17 protein-coding genes are annotated in these 17,502 nt (G+C 52.9%); 13 read left to right on the top strand and 4 right to left on the bottom strand.

All coding sequences use genetic code 11. The features are described from left to right. From cysG to RIN69_RS17745, 5 genes are all read left to right on the top strand, one after another. Entirely contained in the window at positions 1–1,416 is a 1,416-nt protein-coding gene (gene cysG / locus RIN69_RS17765) for a siroheme synthase CysG (RefSeq protein ID WP_313853443.1), read from the top strand. 9 nt (positions 1,417–1,425) lie between these two features. After that, complete coding sequence (gene cysD, locus RIN69_RS17760; RefSeq protein ID WP_313853442.1) at positions 1,426–2,334, top strand: sulfate adenylyltransferase subunit CysD; 909 nt, start codon at positions 1,426–1,428, stop codon at positions 2,332–2,334. Positions 2,335–2,345: 11 nt separating this feature from the next. Beyond that, positions 2,346–3,773, top strand: coding sequence for a sulfate adenylyltransferase subunit CysN (cysN, locus tag RIN69_RS17755; RefSeq protein ID WP_313853441.1), 1,428 nt, complete (start codon positions 2,346–2,348; stop codon positions 3,771–3,773). Further along, positions 3,774–4,382, top strand: a complete 609-nt coding sequence (cysC, locus tag RIN69_RS17750) for an adenylyl-sulfate kinase (RefSeq protein WP_313853439.1) — start codon at positions 3,774–3,776, stop codon at positions 4,380–4,382. Positions 4,383–4,508: 126 nt separating this feature from the next. Next, complete coding sequence (locus RIN69_RS17745; RefSeq protein ID WP_313853438.1) at positions 4,509–4,829, top strand: DUF3561 family protein; 321 nt, start codon at positions 4,509–4,511, stop codon at positions 4,827–4,829. 44 nt (positions 4,830–4,873) lie between these two features. Here RIN69_RS17745 and RIN69_RS17740 read toward each other — a convergent pair whose 3' ends face one another. From RIN69_RS17740 to RIN69_RS17730, 3 genes are read right to left on the bottom strand one after another with little or no spacing between them, the layout of a single operon-like run. Next, positions 4,874–5,596 carry an amino acid ABC transporter ATP-binding protein gene (locus RIN69_RS17740; RefSeq protein WP_313853437.1) on the bottom strand — a complete coding sequence of 241 codons (723 nt, stop codon included), beginning with the start codon at positions 5,594–5,596 and terminating at the stop codon, positions 4,874–4,876. Continuing rightward, positions 5,583–6,347 (bottom strand): amino acid ABC transporter permease, encoded by a 765-nt coding sequence (locus RIN69_RS17735; RefSeq protein ID WP_313853436.1) that lies wholly within the window; start codon positions 6,345–6,347, stop codon positions 5,583–5,585. Before RIN69_RS17735 ends, RIN69_RS17740 begins: the two co-directional genes overlap by 14 nt. A gap of 51 nt (positions 6,348–6,398) precedes the next feature. After that, positions 6,399–7,160 (bottom strand): basic amino acid ABC transporter substrate-binding protein, encoded by a 762-nt coding sequence (locus tag RIN69_RS17730; RefSeq protein WP_313853434.1) that lies wholly within the window; start codon positions 7,158–7,160, stop codon positions 6,399–6,401. Positions 7,161–7,342: 182 nt separating this feature from the next. On the opposite strand from RIN69_RS17730, the gene ftsB reads away from it, so the two are divergent. The 8 genes from ftsB (at position 7,343) to rpoS (ending at position 13,554) form a co-directional block, all read left to right on the top strand. Then, complete coding sequence (gene ftsB, locus RIN69_RS17725) at positions 7,343–7,660, top strand: cell division protein FtsB (RefSeq protein WP_017803635.1); 318 nt, start codon at positions 7,343–7,345, stop codon at positions 7,658–7,660. A gap of 3 nt (positions 7,661–7,663) precedes the next feature. Next, on the top strand, positions 7,664–8,371 hold the full coding sequence (gene ispD / locus RIN69_RS17720; protein WP_313853433.1) for a 2-C-methyl-D-erythritol 4-phosphate cytidylyltransferase: 708 nt from the start codon (positions 7,664–7,666) through the stop codon (positions 8,369–8,371). A 12-nt stretch (positions 8,372–8,383) separates the two neighbouring features. Further along, on the top strand, positions 8,384–8,863 hold the full coding sequence (ispF, locus tag RIN69_RS17715; protein ID WP_313853432.1) for a 2-C-methyl-D-erythritol 2,4-cyclodiphosphate synthase: 480 nt from the start codon (positions 8,384–8,386) through the stop codon (positions 8,861–8,863). Next, complete coding sequence (truD, locus tag RIN69_RS17710; protein WP_313853431.1) at positions 8,863–9,912, top strand: tRNA pseudouridine(13) synthase TruD; 1,050 nt, start codon at positions 8,863–8,865, stop codon at positions 9,910–9,912. Before ispF ends, truD begins: the two co-directional genes overlap by 1 nt. Further along, the gene (surE, locus tag RIN69_RS17705) at positions 9,893–10,654 is read left to right on the top strand and encodes a 5'/3'-nucleotidase SurE (protein ID WP_313853430.1); all 762 of its coding nucleotides are present in this window, start codon (positions 9,893–9,895) and stop codon (positions 10,652–10,654) included. The genes truD and surE overlap by 20 nt, the downstream gene beginning before the upstream one ends. Beyond that, positions 10,648–11,274: a protein-L-isoaspartate(D-aspartate) O-methyltransferase gene (locus tag RIN69_RS17700; protein WP_313853428.1), complete on the top strand. Its 627-nt coding sequence runs from the start codon at positions 10,648–10,650 to the stop codon at positions 11,272–11,274. Before surE ends, RIN69_RS17700 begins: the two co-directional genes overlap by 7 nt. 183 nt (positions 11,275–11,457) lie before the next feature. Further along, the gene (gene nlpD / locus RIN69_RS17695) at positions 11,458–12,504 is read left to right on the top strand and encodes a murein hydrolase activator NlpD (RefSeq protein WP_313853427.1); all 1,047 of its coding nucleotides are present in this window, start codon (positions 11,458–11,460) and stop codon (positions 12,502–12,504) included. A 57-nt stretch (positions 12,505–12,561) separates the two neighbouring features. After that, positions 12,562–13,554 (top strand): RNA polymerase sigma factor RpoS, encoded by a 993-nt coding sequence (gene rpoS / locus RIN69_RS17690; protein WP_313853426.1) that lies wholly within the window; start codon positions 12,562–12,564, stop codon positions 13,552–13,554. Positions 13,555–13,638: 84 nt separating this feature from the next. Here rpoS and mutS read toward each other — a convergent pair whose 3' ends face one another. Beyond that, complete coding sequence (gene mutS / locus RIN69_RS17685; protein WP_313853425.1) at positions 13,639–16,194, bottom strand: DNA mismatch repair protein MutS; 2,556 nt, start codon at positions 16,192–16,194, stop codon at positions 13,639–13,641. Positions 16,195–17,502 lie beyond the last annotated feature (1,308 nt).

Raw genomic sequence — 17,502 nt, 5'->3', positions numbered from 1 at the left:
GTGGACTATCTTCCGATTTTTGCCGATCTCAAGTCTAAACCGGTTCTGGTGGTAGGCGGTGGTGATATTGCGGCGCGCAAAATTGAATTACTGCGTCGTGCCGGGGCGCGGGTGCAGATTGCTGCTCGCGAGCTGTGTGAAGAACTTCAGGCGCTGGCCGACCACGACCAGCTTGAATGGCTGGCGACCTCTTTTGACGAGACACAGCTTGATAGCGTGTTTCTGGTGATTGCCGCCACTGATGACAGTGCGCTGAATGCCCGGGTATTTGAAGCGGCCAGTCAACGCCATCTGCTGGCGAACGTGGTGGATGACCAGCCAAAATGCTCCTTTATCTTCCCCTCGATTGTCGACCGTTCACCGCTGGTCGTCGCGATCTCCTCCAGCGGCACCGCTCCGGTGCTGGCCCGGTTGCTGCGCGAAAAACTGGAAACGCTGTTACCGGCCAATCTCGGGCAGATGGCAGACATTGCCGGTCAGTGGCGTGACAAGGTTAAACAGCGCTTTAGCAAGATGTCAGATCGCCGTCGTTTCTGGGAACGTGCCTTTAATGGCCTGTTCGCCAGCCAGGTGGCTGCCGGTAACGTGCAGGGTGCCCGGCAGACACTGGACAGTCAGTTGGATAACCCCGAGCAGGCGCAGGGGGAAATTATTCTGGTGGGCGCCGGGCCGGGTGACTCTGGTCTGCTGACATTACGCGGTTTGCAGGTGATGCAGCTGGCCGATGTGGTGCTGTATGACCATCTGGTCAGTGACGAAATTTTGGATCTGGTGCGCCGCGATGCCGACAGGATCTGCGTGGGTAAACGTGCCGGAGCGCATTCGGTGCCGCAGGAAGAGACCAATCGCCTGCTGGTGACGCTGGCGCAAAAAGGTAAACGGGTGGTGCGGTTAAAAGGCGGCGATCCGTTTATTTTCGGTCGCGGTGGTGAAGAGCTACAGGCCGCGCAGCAAGCGGGCATTCCGTTTCAGGTGGTGCCAGGAATTACAGCCGCAGCCGGCGCTACCGCTTACGCTGGTATCCCCTTAACACATCGTGATTACGCGCAGAGCGTGCTGTTTATTACCGGCCACTGCCGTCCCGACGGCGAGGGTATCGACTGGCCTTCACTGGCGCGTGCGCGTCAGACGCTGGCGATCTATATGGGAACGGTAAAAGCGGCTGAAATTAGTCAGCAGCTGATTGCTCATGGCCGTGACGCCAGCACCCCGGTGGCGGTCATTGGCCGCGGCACCCGTCAGGATCAGCAGGTATTAACCGGTACGCTGGAACATCTCGAAGAACTGGCGCAACGCGCCCCAACGCCAGCGCTGTTGGTGATTGGCGAAGTCGTCAATCTGCACGCGCAGCTGGCCTGGTTTCAACATTCAGCACAGCAGGCCGGACGTGAGTCCGCCGTTGTGAATTTGGCTTGAGGAAAGATTATGGATCAAAAACGACTCACCCATTTGCGTCAACTGGAGGCGGAGAGTATCCATATCATCCGCGAAGTGGCGGCGGAGTTTGCTAACCCGGTGATGATGTACTCCATCGGCAAAGATTCTTCTGTGATGCTGCACCTGGCGCGTAAAGCCTTCTATCCGGGAACCCTGCCGTTTCCGCTGCTGCATGTTGATACCGGCTGGAAATTCCGCGAAATGTACGAATTTCGCGACCGCATGGTTAAAAATATCGGCGCTGAATTGCTGGTTCACCGTAACCCGGAAGGGGTGGCAATGGGGATTAACCCGTTTGTCCACGGCAGTGCCAAGCACACCGATATTATGAAGACCGAAGGTTTGAAGCAGGCGCTAAATAAATGGGGCTTTGATGCTGCGTTTGGCGGTGCTCGCCGTGATGAAGAGAAGTCGCGTGCGAAAGAGCGTATCTATTCATTCCGTGACCGTTTTCACCGCTGGGATCCGAAGAACCAGCGCCCGGAGCTGTGGCACAACTACAACGGCCAGATCAACAAAGGCGAAAGCATCCGCGTTTTCCCGCTGTCAAACTGGACCGAACTGGATATTTGGCAATATATCTTTCTGGAAAACATCGAGATCGTTCCGCTGTATCTGGCGGCACCTCGTCCGGTGCTGGAACGTGATGGCATGCTGATGATGATCGACGATGACCGTATCGATCTGCAACCTGGTGAAGTGATCGAGCAGCGTATGGTGCGTTTCCGTACCCTGGGCTGCTGGCCGCTGACCGGTGCGGTTGAATCTGAAGCGCAAACGCTGCCGGAGATTATCGAAGAGATGCTGGTATCCACCACCAGCGAACGTCAGGGGCGCATGATTGACCGCGACCAGGCCGGCTCGATGGAGCTGAAGAAACGCCAGGGTTATTTCTAAGGAGCCGCCAAATGAATAACGTTATTGCACAACAAATTGCCGATCAGGGTGGCGTAGAAGCCTGGCTGCACGCGCAGCAACATAAAAGTCTGCTGCGTTTTCTGACCTGCGGCAGCGTCGACGACGGTAAAAGTACGCTGATTGGCCGACTGCTGCACGATACCCGTCAGATCTATGAAGATCAGCTCTCTTCGCTGCATAACGACAGCAAACGTCACGGTACGCAGGGCGAAAAACTTGACCTGGCGCTGCTGGTTGATGGTTTGCAGGCCGAGCGTGAACAGGGCATCACTATCGATGTGGCGTATCGCTATTTCTCCACCGAGAAGCGCAAATTTATTATTGCCGATACCCCGGGCCATGAGCAGTACACGCGCAATATGGCGACCGGTGCCTCAACCTGCGATCTGGCGATTCTGCTGATCGATGCGCGTAAAGGCGTGCTGGACCAAACTCGTCGTCACAGCTTTATCTCCACGCTGCTGGGAATTAAACATCTGGTGGTGGCGATCAATAAAATGGATCTGGTCGACTATAAGCAGGAAACGTTTGAGCAGATTAAACAGGATTATCTGGATTTTGCTGAGCAGCTGCCGGAAGACCTGGATATCCGCTTTGTGCCGCTGTCGGCGCTGGAAGGCGAAAACGTCGCGACGCCGAGCGCTGAGATGAACTGGTATAGCGGCCCGACGCTGCTGGATGTGCTGGAAACCGTCGAGGTGCAGCGTGTGGTTGAGCAGCAGCCGATGCGTTTCCCGGTGCAGTATGTGAATCGTCCTAACCTCGACTTCCGTGGTTATGCCGGTACGCTGGCATCAGGTACGGTACGCGTTGGTCAGCGGGTAAAAGTGCTGCCATCAGGCGTTGAATCTTCGATTGCCCGCATTGTGACCTTTGATGGCGATTTACAACAGGCCGCAGCCGGTGAAGCGCTGACGCTGGTTCTCAAAGATGAGATTGATATCAGCCGTGGCGATTTGCTGGTGGAAGCCGATGCCACGCTGAAAGCGGTGCAGGGCGCATCCATTGATGTGGTGTGGATGGCGGAACAGCCGCTAACCCCGGGTCAGAGTTACGATGTCAAAATCGCCGGTAAGAAAACCCGTGCGCGTATCGAAAACATTCAGCATCAGGTCGAGATTAACAGCCTGACACAGCGCGAAGTGGAAAACCTGCCGCTTAATGGTATTGGCCTGGTTGATGTGACCTTTGATGAACCGATGGTGCTGGATGCCTATCAGCAAAATCCGGTGACCGGCGGGATGATCTTTATTGATCGCCTGAGCAACGTGACCGTCGGTGCGGGAATGATTCGCCAGCCGCAGGAAGATGTGCAGCAGAGCCGCGGTGAATTCAGCGCCTTTGAACTGGAGTTAAACGCGCTGGTACGTCGCCACTTCCCACACTGGAATGCACGCGACCTGTTGGGTGGCAAATAAATGGCCGCCACACATGATGAAAATGTCATCTGGCATTCGCACGCGGTAACGCGTGCGGAGCGCGAGTCGTTAAATGGTCATCAGGGCGTGGTGTTATGGTTTACCGGGCTTTCAGGCTCGGGTAAATCGACGGTGGCCGGTGCGCTGGAACAGGCGCTGCATCAGCTGGGCGTCCGTACTTACCTGCTGGACGGTGACAATGTGCGTCATGGACTGTGCCGCGATTTAGGCTTCAGCGATGATGACCGCAAAGAGAATATCCGTCGCGTGGGTGAAGTGGCAAAACTGATGGTTGATGCGGGCCTGGTGGTGCTGACGGCGTTTATCTCTCCGCATCGCGCCGAGCGTCAAATGGTGCGTGATACGATTGGTGAAGGGCGTTTTATCGAAGTGTTCGTCGATACGCCGTTAGCCATCTGTGAAGCGCGCGATCCGAAGGGATTATACAAAAAAGCCCGCGCCGGAGAGCTGCGTAATTTCACCGGTATTGATGCGGTATATGAAGCGCCTGAGCAGGCCGAAATTCAGCTTGATGGCGAACAATTGGTAACAAAATTGATAGCGCAATTGTTAGACCTGCTGCGTGGTCGCGATATTATCAAGTCCTGAGATAGCTACGGCTGATCCGCTATGTTTCAGGTTGCAGGTGTGCTGGTTCGCCATCTGCCTGCAACCTGACTGATTCAGGATTATTAACGCCAGAGAGCGAGCCGACAACGCGTCAACAGGATACTTATGCAGAACGTTACCCCGATGCTTGCCCGAAAAGATGAATCTGACCTTGAAGAGCACAGCTGGTCATTCCCCGGTGGGGTTATAGGCTTTGTTGCTTACTGGTTTGCGCTGGCGATTCCCCTGGTACTCTACGGTTCCAATACGCTGTTTTTCTTCCTCTATACCTGGCCTTTCTTCCTTGCTCTGCTGCCGGTTTCGGTATTAATGGGGATTGCCATGATTTTGTTGCTGCGCGGGCGCTTAATCTGGACGCTGATTCTGACCACGCTGCTGGTGGTGTGCCTGTTCTGGCTGGTGTTTTCGTATCTTACCGGCTGGTGATTAGCATCATGGTAACAGGGGAGCCGTTATCGGCTCCCGCTGCGTTACAAAACTTTGCTGAGAAATGATGCGGTACGTGGGTTAACAGGGGCAGTGAACAGTTGTTCGGGATGACCCATTTCCTGAATCACGCCCTGATCGATAAACATCACCCGATCGGCGACTTCGCGGGCAAAGGCCATCTCGTGGGTGACAATCACCATCGTCATGCCTTCCTGCGCCAGGGTTTTCATTACCGCCAGCACTTCACCGACCAGCTCAGGATCGAGTGCCGAAGTCGGTTCATCAAACAGCATGATTTTCGGCTCCATCGCCAGCGCCCTGGCAATTGCCACGCGCTGTTGCTGACCGCCGGACAGGCTGTTTGGCCAGGCGTCGATTTTATCGCTCAGCCCGACTTTTGCCAGCAGCACTTTCGCCTGTTCAGTCGCCACCTTACGCGACAGTTTACGCAGCTCCATTGGCGCCATAATCAGGTTTTCCAGCACTGTCATGTGCGGGAACAGATTGAAGCGTTGGAACACCATGCCGACCGATTCGCGCAGCTGGTTAATATTGGTTTTTACATCGTGCACCGCAAAGCCGTTGACCTCAACGCTGCCGCCCTCAATGCTTTCCAGCCCGTTAAGGCAGCGCAGGAAAGTACTTTTTCCCGAGCCTGATGGACCGATAACGCACACCACTTCTTGCGGATCAATATCGCAGCTGATGCCACGCAGTACGAGATTATCGCCAAATTGTTTCTGCAAATTATTAACGTGAATCACTTTTGCCGAACCTCTTTTCCATATATTGAACCAACAGCGACAGCAGGAAAGTAAAGACCCAGTAAATCACTGAAATCACCAGGTAGGGTTCCCAGTAAGTCGCATAGGCGCCGGAAACGGTACGCGCGGCGTAGGCCAGATCGGCGAGGCCGATGGCGGAAGCCAGCGAGGAGTCTTTCACAATCGCAATGGCATTATTGCCCAGCGGCGGCAGCATGCGACGAAACGCCTGTGGCAAAATCACCTTGCGCATGGTGCTGCCATACGGCATACCCAGTGAACGCGAGGCTTCCATCTGACCGCGATCGATTGACTGAATGCCGGCGCGGAAAATCTCTGACACATAGGCACCGGAATTCAGCGTGATTGCCACGATGCAGGAAAGAAACGCGCCATAGTCCGAACGTAAGGTACGGGCGAAGTCAGAGGACATCAGCCCGCTGGTCACCAGTAAGCCATCACGCGGATTAATAAACAGCGGAATCAGGGCGAAGTGCACCACCATAATCTGCACAAACAGCGGCGTACCGCGAAATGCACTGATATAGATGCGTACCGGCCACTGAACAAAATAGTGCAGAATAAATTTCCACGGGCCATGCGGAGCCTGTGCCAGCCGGCCCAGGCCGAGGGTCAAACCCCAGAGCGTACCGGTGATCACGCAGATCAACGTACATTTCAGGGTCATCATCGCGCCGTCGATAAACAGCGGCATATATTCCTGAATGATTTCCCAACGAAATCCTGTCATACCACAATCCTGTAAAAAGAATTCGCCGCACCCGGCGGCGAAAAAGAGGGGTTATTCAGCGGGCAGAGTGGGGACGTTGCTGTCGAACCAGGCGCTGTAGATTCTGGCGTAGGTGCCATCGGCAATGATAGTTTTCAGGCCAGCGTTAATTTTTTCACGCAGTGCATCGTTACCCTTTGCTACCGCGATACCGAAGTACTGGCGTTCAAATTTGGCGTCAGATACCAGCTTAAACTGTTTTTCCGGGTGGGTTTTGATGTAGTACTTCACCACACCGACATCGCCGACCGCAGCACTGATACCCTCTTCATACAGCTCTTGCAGCAGCAGTGGAGTATTATCAAAGCGTTTGATCGCGGTGCTGTTTTTGCCTAACACGTCGGAAACCACGATATCGCCGGTACTGGAGTTGACCACCCCGACTTTTTCATTTTTCAGTGCCTCAAGAGAGTCAATTTTTGAATCTTTGGCCACGACGATAGACTGCTCCGCCGGGAAGTAGGGCGCGGAGAAATCCACCATCTGTTTACGTTTGTCGGTAATAGTGATACCGGAAATAATAATGTCGCGATCGCCGGAGCCAAGGGTAGCGAAAATGCCTTCCCAGGGGGTATTGATCAGCTTGACCTCAGCGTTTTGCGCCTTAGCTACCGCTTTAATTATATCGATATCAAAACCTTCCAGCTGTTTTTGACTATTCTCAAACTCGAAAGGGCGGTAAGTCCCCCCTGAACCGACGACCCAGGTTTCCGCCTGAGCGGCTGAGGTCAGCAACGCCAGCAGGGTGCCGATCAGTGCAAATCTTTTTAACATATGTGCTCCCGGTATTTTAAAATAGTCTTAATTATGCATTTTAAGTGCATAAAAATACATTTTCATTGGCGGTCAGGCAAGCGCTGTTTGAGTGCAGCTCTGATAAAGCTGTTCAATTTCGCCTGCGTAGTGGAGTCGGGCGAAAAGTTATGGGATGATTGAGCCGTTTTTCAGGGGGCGGGATGGGTAAACTTACGCTGCTGTTACTTGTACTGTTAGGCTGGCTGCAATATTCGCTCTGGCTGGGCAAGAACGGCATTCATGATTATACGCGGGTCAATGACGACGTCGCGGTGCAGCAGGCGAATAACGCCAAACTTAAAGCGCGCAACGATCAGCTTTTTGCCGAAATCGACGATTTAAACGGCGGTTCGGAAGCGATTGAAGAACGTGCACGTAGCGAGCTGGGAATGATTAAACCCGGCGAGACTTTCTATCGCCTGGTGCCGGATCAAAACAGACGAAACGCGCAACAGGCTGCTCAAAACCAACAACGATAAATAATGACCAACATTGCAGGTTCCTTCCCGGACGTTATCGCCGTGGTTCCCGCGGCCGGTATCGGCAGCCGCATGCTGTCTGAGTGTCCGAAGCAGTATCTGACCATTGGCAAGCAAACCATTCTCGAACACAGTATTGCCAGCTTGCTGGCGCATCCGGCAGTGACGCGCGTGATTGTGGCGCTTAGCCCTGAAGATGTGCAGTTCCGGCAGCTGGCGATTGCGCACGATCCGCGTATTATCCCGGTAACCGGCGGGAATCAGCGCGCCGAATCGGTACTGGCCGGGCTCAACGCTGCCGGTAACGCTGGCTGGGTATTGGTGCATGATGCCGCACGACCTTGTCTGCATGCGGACGACCTGGCGCGCCTGCTGGCGATAGCGACCCACAGCCGCGTAGGTGGCATTCTCGCTGCGCCGGTGCGCGATACCATGAAACGCGCGGAGCCGGCAAAAGCGGCGATTGCTCATACTGTCGATCGCGAAGCGTTATGGCATGCGTTAACACCACAATTTTTCCCGCTTGATCTGCTGCGCGGCTGTTTGCTGCGCGCGCTCAATGAAGGCGCAATCATCACTGATGAAGCATCGGCGCTGGAGTATTGCGGCTATCATCCTGAGCTGGTGGTCGGGCGCAGTGATAATATTAAAGTCACGCGGCCGGAAGATTTGGCGCTGGCCGCGTTCTATCTGACTCAATCAAATAATTAAGGAGAGCGCAAAATGCGTATCGGTCACGGTTTTGATGTCCATGCTTTTGGTGGCGAAGGCCCGCTGATTATGGGTGGCGTGCGAATTCCTTACGATAAAGGTTTGCTGGCACACTCTGACGGTGACGTGGTATTGCATGCGCTGACGGATGCGCTGCTCGGCGCTGCGGCGCTGGGGGATATCGGCAAGCTGTTTCCGGATACCGATCCGGCGTTTAAAGGCGCTGACAGCCGCGAATTGTTGCGTGAGGCGTGGAATAAAATTCAGCAAAAGGGCTATCGACTCGGTAATGTCGATGTGACCATTATTGCTCAGGCACCGAAAATGCTGCCGCATATTCCACAGATGCGAATCAATATTGCAGAAGATCTGGGTATCCATATGGATGACGTCAATGTAAAAGCGACCACCACCGAAAAGCTGGGCTTTACCGGGCGGGGTGAAGGTATCGCCTGTGAAGCAGTGGCGCTGCTGGTAAAGGCGCAGTCTTAATGGATATGTTAAATCTGAGCCGGTTGCACGGTAAGCCAGCGGCACGCGGTAAGCTGAAAGCTAACCCCGAAGATTTTGTGGTCATTGAAGATCTGGGATATACCCCGGATGGTGACGGCGAGCAGCTGCTGGTGCGCCTGCGTAAAACCGGCTGTAATACCCGCTTTGTTGCCGAAGCGCTGGCAAAATTTGCTGGTATTCATCCCCGCGACGTGAGTTTCGCTGGCATGAAAGATCGCCATGCGGTGACTGAGCAGTGGTTCTGCCTGCGCCTGCCGGGCAAAGAGACGCCGGTGATGAGTACCTTTCAGCTGGAAGGTTGCGAAGTGCTGGAAAGCGCGCGCCATCGTCGCAAGCTGCGTACGGGTGCTTTGCAGGGCAATGCTTTTAAACTGATTCTGCGTCAGATTAGCGATCGTGATGCGGTCGAACAGCGGCTGGAACAGATTCTTCAGGCGGGTGTACCCAACTATTTTGGCCTGCAAAGATTTGGTCATGAGGGTAACAACCTGACGCTGGCCCGGCGCTGGGCGGCAGACGAAATTCGCGTGCGTGAGCGCAATAAGCGCAGTTTCTTGTTGTCAGCAGCGCGCAGTGCCATGTTTAATCAGGTCGTCAGTCAGCGACTGGCGCAGCAGCATTCGCTGTGCAAAGTCATGGCAGGTGATGCACTTCAGCTGACGGGGCGCGGTAGCTGGTTTGTGGCAGAAGACGCTGAGTTTGAGACGCTGCAACAGCGCGTTGATAATAATGAGCTACGTATTACCGCGCCGCTGCCGGGCAGCGGCGAATGGGGAAGCCGTGATGCGGCGCTGTCATTTGAACAACAGTGCCTGTCAGCCGAGGCAGAATTGATTACACTGCTTGAGCGTGAACGAGTCGAAGCGGCACGCCGTGCGATGTTGGTTATCCCGCGCGAGCTTCGCTGGGACTGGTGGGATGATGTTACGGTAGAGCTGAATTTCTGGCTGCCGGCCGGTAGCTTTGCCACCAGCGTAGTGCGTGAAATCCTCGAACAAGAAGGTGACGATGCGGATATTGCTGAGTAACGATGATGGTATTCATGCGCCGGGCATTCAGGCTTTAGCCAAAGCCCTGCGCGAGTTTGCTGACGTGCAGATTGTGGCGCCCGACCGTAACCGGAGCGGCGCCTCAAACTCACTGACGCTGGAAACACCATTACGCACTTTTCCTTACCCCAACGGTGATATTGCCGTGCAGATGGGCACGCCAACCGACTGTGTCTATCTTGGCGTCAATGCGCTGATGCAGCCGAAGCCGGATATCGTGGTGTCAGGCATCAATGCCGGGCCTAACCTTGGCGATGACGTCATCTATTCAGGCACCGTTGCTGCGGCAATGGAAGGGCGCCATCTGGGCTTGCCGGCACTGGCGGTATCGCTGGATGGCCATCAGCATTATGACACTGCCGCGGCGATTACCTGTTCTATACTGCGCGCATTGCAGCGCGAGCCGCTGCGTACCGGACGCATTCTGAATATCAATGTGCCGGATCTGCCGCTCGATCAGATTAAAGGTATTCGGGTAACGCGCTGTGGTAGCCGTCATCCCTCCGATCAGGTGATTCCGCAGCAGGATCCACGCGGCAATACCCTGTACTGGATCGGCCCGCCTGGCGATAAGTTTGATGCTGGCCCGGATACCGATTTTGCTGCGGTCGATGCGGGTTATGTATCGGTTACCGCGCTGCACGTCGATTTAACTGCGCACGGTGCGCAGGATGTGCTCTCCAGCTGGATAACCAAAGCCGGAGTCAATAAGGAATGGTGAGCAAGCGTATTGATACGTTGCTGGCACAGCTGCGCCAGCAGGGCATTGACGATGAGCGTTTGCTGAAGGCAATTGAAGAGGTGCCGCGTGAGCGTTTTGTCGACGAGGCTTTTGAACATAAAGCCTGGGAAAACGTGGCGTTACCGATAGGTTCCGGCCAGACCATTTCGCAGCCTTATACGGTAGCGAAAATGACCGCGCTGCTTGAGCTGACGCCGACCTCCCGGGTGCTGGAGATCGGCACCGGCTCGGGCTATCAGACGGCAATCCTTGCGCATCTGGTAGAGCATGTTTGTTCGGTTGAACGGATAAAAGGCTTGCAGTGGCAGGCGAAACGCCGGCTTAAGCAGCTTGATTTACACAATGTATCCACCCGCCACGGTGATGGCTGGCAAGGCTGGCCGTCACGCGGGCCTTTTGATGCGATTATCGTTACCGCTGCCCCACCGGAAATCCCGCCAGAACTGCTGTCACAACTCGACGAAGGCGGCATTATGGTGTTGCCGGTTGGGGAAGAGCAGCAGGCGTTGAAGCGCATTCGGCGTAAAGGGAATGAGTTTGTTGTCGATACCGTCGAGGCGGTGCGGTTTGTCCCGCTGGTTAAGGGCGATTTGGCATAAAATTATGTGCCGGCCACTATTATCAGTATTTATACACAACTGCGTAATGGCACGCTGCGGTTGATATTGTTAGTATCCATTGTTATCTACCAGCTTGTAGATGCCGGGCAAACGCCGCGCATTGCGTGAGCCACCCGGTTTTAAGCCAATAATTGGTCACAGTTTTGCCGTCACGGGGGATAAATGAGCACGGGAAGCCCAGTTTTTAAATTAAGCCGTATTGCGGCCGTTTCACTTGTTGGTTTTTGGTTGGCAGGTTGCTCTAACGACTCAACACAGGCCCCCATCAGCTCCGTAGGCAGTAACTCCGGCATGAGCAGCCAGAACGCCAGCAGTGGTGGCATGATATCCGGTAGCGCGCCAGCGACGCCGATGGCCGCATCCAGCGACGTGCAGACGCAGAATGGTCGTATCGTCTACAATCGTGCTTATGGGAATATTCCCAAAGGAAGTTATAACGGGGATACCTACACGGTTAAACGTGGCGATACGTTGTTCTATATCGCCTGGATTACCGGCAACGATTTCCGTGATTTAGCCCAGCGCAATAATGTGCCGGAGCCTTTCAGCCTCAACGTTGGCCAGACTTTACAGGTGGCTAACGGCTCCGGTACCCCGATCACCGGTGGTAATGCCATTACGGCGGCGGATGCAACACAGGCGGGTGTGCAGGCTCCACCAACTGCAACGCAAATTAAAGCACCAACGGTTGCACAGCAACCCGTTATTACGTATTCTGAGGACTCTGGTAAATCAAATGGAGGCAAAATGTTGCCTTCGTCGGGAACAACTGTTGCAACGACAACAGCCCCGGTTACCGCTCCGACAGTCAGTAGCACCACTAACAGTTCCACTCCGGTTGGAACCTGGCGCTGGCCTACTGATGGTAAGATCATCGACAACTTCTCTGCTTCCGAAGGTGGCAACAAAGGAATCGATATTGCGGGGTCGCGCGGACAGCCGATCGTGGCCACTGCCCCAGGGCGTGTGGTGTACGCAGGTAATGCGCTTCGCGGTTACGGTAATTTGATAATCATCAAACATAATGATGATTACCTGAGCGCCTATGCGCACAACGACACAATGCTGGTCCGTGAACAACAAGAAGTGAAAGCGGGTCAGAAGATTGCGACGATGGGCAGCACAGGTACCAGTTCAGTAAGATTGCATTTTGAAATTCGTTACAAGGGGAAATCCGTCAACCCGTTGCGATATTTACCGCAGCGATAAACCGGCAGAACCCGAGAAAATGATGTTCTGCCCTGGAGTCACGGGTAGGAGCCGCTTATGAGCCAGAATACGCTGAAAGTTAACGAGTTACACGAAGACGCGGAATTCGACGAGAACGGAGCTGAGATTTTTGACGAGAAGGCTCTTGTCGGAAACGAACCTGGTGATAACGACTTAGCTGAAGAAGAGTTGATGTCGCAGGGTGCGACACAAAGAGTCCTGGATGCGACGCAGCTCTATTTAGGAGAGATCGGATATTCTCCGCTGTTAACGGCTGAAGAAGAAGTTTTCTTCGCTCGCCGTGCACTTCGCGGTGACGTTCCGTCTCGTCGTCGTATGATCGAAAGTAACTTACGTCTGGTGGTGAAGATTGCCCGTCGTTACAGCAATCGTGGTCTGGCGCTGCTGGATCTGATTGAAGAAGGTAACCTCGGTTTGATCCGCGCAGTTGAGAAGTTCGATCCGGAAAGAGGTTTCCGTTTCTCAACGTACGCCACCTGGTGGATTCGACAGACTATTGAACGGGCGATCATGAATCAAACCCGTACCATCCGTCTGCCGATTCACATTGTGAAAGAACTGAATGTTTATCTGCGTACAGCACGCGAACTTTCTCACAAGCTTGATCATGAGCCGAGTGCGGAAGAGATTGCTGAACAGCTCGATAAACCTGTTGATGATGTCAGCCGTATGCTGCGTCTCAACGAACGCATTACTTCAGTCGATACACCGTTAGGCGGTGACTCTGAAAAAGCGCTGCTGGATATTCTGGCCGATGAGAAAGACAACGGTCCGGAAGACACCACGCAAGACGATGATATGAAACAAAGCATCGTTAAATGGCTGTTCGAACTGAACGCCAAGCAGCGTGAAGTACTGGCTCGTCGTTTCGGCCTGTTGGGCTATGAAGCGGCAACGCTTGAAGATGTGGGTCGTGAAATTGGACTGACCCGCGAACGTGTACGTCAGATTCAGGTTGAAGGTCTGCGTCGTCTGCGTGAGATTTTGCAGGCGCAAGGACTGAGCATTGAAGCGCTGTTCCGTGAGTAAAGACAGGCTTTAATCTACGATGAGTAAATGCGAAAAGCGGTGGTTTAATACCACCGCTTTTTTATTGTCTGAAGAAAACTTTCCCTACACCAGAGACTTAAGACGGTAAATCCATTCCAGAGCCTGGCGTGGCGACAGAGAATCCGGGTCCAGCGCTTCCAGCGCCTCCACGGCAGGCGAGGTCTCTTCTACCAACAGGGGTAACTGCGGGCCTTCGCCACTGGAGGCTTTCGCGCCTGCAGATAACGCCTCCAGCTCCTTAAGTTTCTGACGTGCGCGTTTAATCACATCTTTTGGCACTCCGGCCAACGCAGCGACGGCCAGACCATAGCTTTTGCTGGCGGCGCCATCCTGAACACTGTGCATAAAGGCGATGGTATCGCCGTGCTCAACCGCATCCAGATGGACATTAACCACACCTTCCATCATCTCTGGCAGAGTAGTCAGTTCAAAGTAGTGAGTTGCAAACAGCGTCATCGCTTTAATGCGATTTGCCAGGCTTTCAGCACAGGCCCACGCCAGCGAAAGACCATCGTAAGTTGAGGTACCGCGACCAATTTCGTCCATCAGTACCAGACTGTACTCGGTAGCGTTGTGCAGAATATTGGCAGTCTCGGTCATTTCCACCATGAATGTGGAGCGGCCTGAAGCTAAGTCGTCAGCTGCACCGACACGGGTGAAAATACGATCGATTGGTCCGACAGTTGCCTGTTCAGCCGGCACAAAGCTGCCGATATAGGCCATCAGCGCAATTAGCGCGGTCTGACGCATATAGGTGCTTTTACCGCCCATATTTGGCCCGGTAATCACCAGCATTCGGCGCTGCGGCGAAAGGGCAAGCGGGTTAGCAATAAATGGCTCTTTCAGCACCTGCTCGACCACCGGATGACGACCCGCTGTCAGTTTAATACCGGGTTTATCACTTAAGGTCGGACGGCTGTAATTCAGCGTCCAGGCGCGCTCGGCCAGGTTGGCTAATACATCAAGCTCGGCCAGTGCCGCCGCACTCAGCTGTAGCGCCTCCAGGTGAGGCAGCAGCAGTTCGAACAGCTCATCATAGAACTTCTTCTCAAGCGCCAGTGCTTTACCTTTAGAAGTCAGTACCTTGTCTTCATATTCCTTCAGTTCAGGAATGATGTAACGTTCGGCATTTTTTAGCGTCTGACGGCGTACATAGTTGATAGGTACCAGATGGCTCTGTCCACGACTGACCTGGATGTAATAACCATGCACGGCGTTAAAGCCAACTTTCAGCGTATCCAGCCCAAGCTTTTCACGTTCACGAATTTCCAGTCGATCGAGATAATCAGTGGCACCATCGGCCAGCGCGCGCCATTCATCCAGCTCAGCATTGTAACCGGGAGCAATGACGCCACCGTCACGCACCAGTACCGGTGGTGATTCAATAATTGCGCGTTCGAGCAATTCGCGCAGTTCATTAAATTCACCCATCTGATCGCGCAGCGTTTGCAGATGTGTCACCTTACTGGTTTCCAGCAAGGCGCGTAAATCGGGTAGCTGCTGGAAAGCGTGGCGCATACGCGCCAGATCGCGCGGACGGGCGGTGCGTAACGCCAGGCGTGCCAGAATTCGTTCTAAATCTCCTACCTGACGCAGTGCCGGCTGTAACTCTGAGCCATTTTCCAGCAGCGACTCAATGCTTTCCTGGCGATTGTTAATCACTGCGGCATCACGCACCGGCATATGCAGCCAGCGTTTCAGCATGCGGCTGCCCATTGGCGTTACGGTACGATCCAGCACTGAGGCCAGCGTATTCTCGATGCCACCGGCGAGGTTCTGTGTGATTTCCAGATTACGCCGGGTCGCCGCATCCATAATGATGCCGTCCTGCTGACGTTCCATCGTCAGTGAACGAATATGCGGCAGTGAAGTGCGTTGCGTATCTTTAACATATTGCAGTAAACAACCTGCTGCACGCAGCGCCATATGTGCCTGTTCCACCCCAAAGCCACTCAGATCGCGGGTACCGAACTGCATATTCAGCTGCTGACGCGCGGTATCGGGTTCAAACTCCCACAGCGGACGGCGGCGCATACCACGACGATTGTCGATCAGCTCCATTGCGGCAAAATCTTCCGGATAAAGCAGCTCGGCAGGATTGGTGCGTTGGAGTTCAGCTGCCATCGTCTCTTTATCGGTCGGTTCTACCAGACGGAAGCGGCCTGAGCTGATATCGAGAGTAGCATAACCAAAGCCGCGCGAGCCTTGCCAGATTGCCGCCAGCAGATTGTCCTGACGCTCCTGCAACAGAGCCTCATCACTGATCGTGCCAGGGGTGACAATACGCACTACTTTACGTTCTACCGGGCCTTTGCTTAGCGCCGGATCGCCAACCTGTTCACAAATTGCCACTGACTCACCCAGCTGCACCAGCTTAGCCAGATAATTTTCCACCGCGTGATAAGGCACACCCGCCATTGGAATCGGCTCACCTGCCGAAGCACCGCGTTTGGTCAGAGAGATTTCCAGCAGCTGCGATGCACGTTTGGCATCGTCATAAAACAGCTCGTAGAAGTCACCCATGCGGTAAAACAGCAAGATATCCGGATGATCGGCCTTCAGACGCAGGTATTGCTGCATCATTGGGGTGTGGGCGTCGATTTTGTCAGTACTGTTCATAATTTTACCGCTTCCAGTCCATTGAAATTAAAGTTAATTGTGATTTCATTTTCATCATTAGCAATCACAGCATCCTGTCAAAATTTATTCAATTATACCGGTTGAGCCGTTATCAATCTGCTCAGGTCAATCAATCAGTGGGTCAGAAAGTGGCGCTTATCCGACAGGTCAGCGGCTGATAAAACTGTATCCTGTACAACTCTCCTGTTAAAACCCTTTGCAGAACCCGGCGTTACGCGCTGAGGGAAGGGTTCCGACTATGCGCGTTATACTAGCCTGGTGAGCAATCCACTGTCACAGCTAAAAACTGAAAGTGTCTCGCAATTCTCGCTGGCAATGGTAAGGATGAAGTCGCAAGAACTCAAACCGGGCACGAGTGAAGGGCGCTGTTCGACACAAAGAGAAACAGCAAGAGGAAGTCCGCCAGTCACTCGAATTCTTTCTGAACAAATCTTTTGTCATCATTGAATTGAAGTCGTTGCTGAGCATATATAAATCGGTAAAAACCACAATAATTAGAAATGTATCAAGATCTCGAGTGAAATGGATTTTGCGATAATGTTAAATCTATATCTGTTGAATGTGAATTTAAAGGTTTTAGCTTTATAAATAATAGTATATCCCAACATTAATGATGTTTTTTAGGCCACGTCTAAGTTAATTTTAAAAAAGAGAATTCAGTTTATTTGTTACTATCTACCTGATTAGTAACGATTTTATTAAAGTATCTGGATTGGCTTGGCCCATTCGGCTTTTCATGATTAATTAAATGCTGAATAAAGTTGGTTGTAATCGTAAGGATATAAATGGCGAAGGTATATTTTTGTGAGCTTGTTCAGGAAGAGTATTTTTATATGTTTTTAATTAAATAGTTACTGTGTAATTCAATACGGATAGTGTGGTTTTAGTAGTGTTTAGGTTGGAGATGTTAACGTTATCACTACTAAAGAACCTGAGTTGAATTAAGTGAATTTATTCAAAATATAGTGAAGGGAATTAAATTAATTCCCTTCTGTTCGCTCTTTTTTAGCAAGCTGTCGGCAGGCTGGTTCTTAATACCTTTTAATCCAATTAACGGGAGGGAGTTCAAGCTGGTTCGGTGAAGAACAAGGGGCCTGGCTAACTCACGGATGAGAGATATCCATTTTTTTAACTATCAATTAACCCAAAATTGATTATCTTAAGCTATTGAAAAATTTTTGTGAACATCGCGTAAATTATGTTGTTTTTTCGAATTGCGTGCGAAAAGTCTTATTAATTAATTTAATACTATCGAAGTGAGGTAGATGCCAGGCAGTACATAAGTCT

The organism is Winslowiella toletana, from assembly GCF_032164335.1.
GTDB classification, from domain to species: Bacteria; Pseudomonadota; Gammaproteobacteria; order Enterobacterales; family Enterobacteriaceae; genus Erwinia; species Erwinia toletana_A.
Note: the sequence above shows the minus strand (reverse complement) of the source record. Positions and strands in the feature narration are given on the sequence as shown.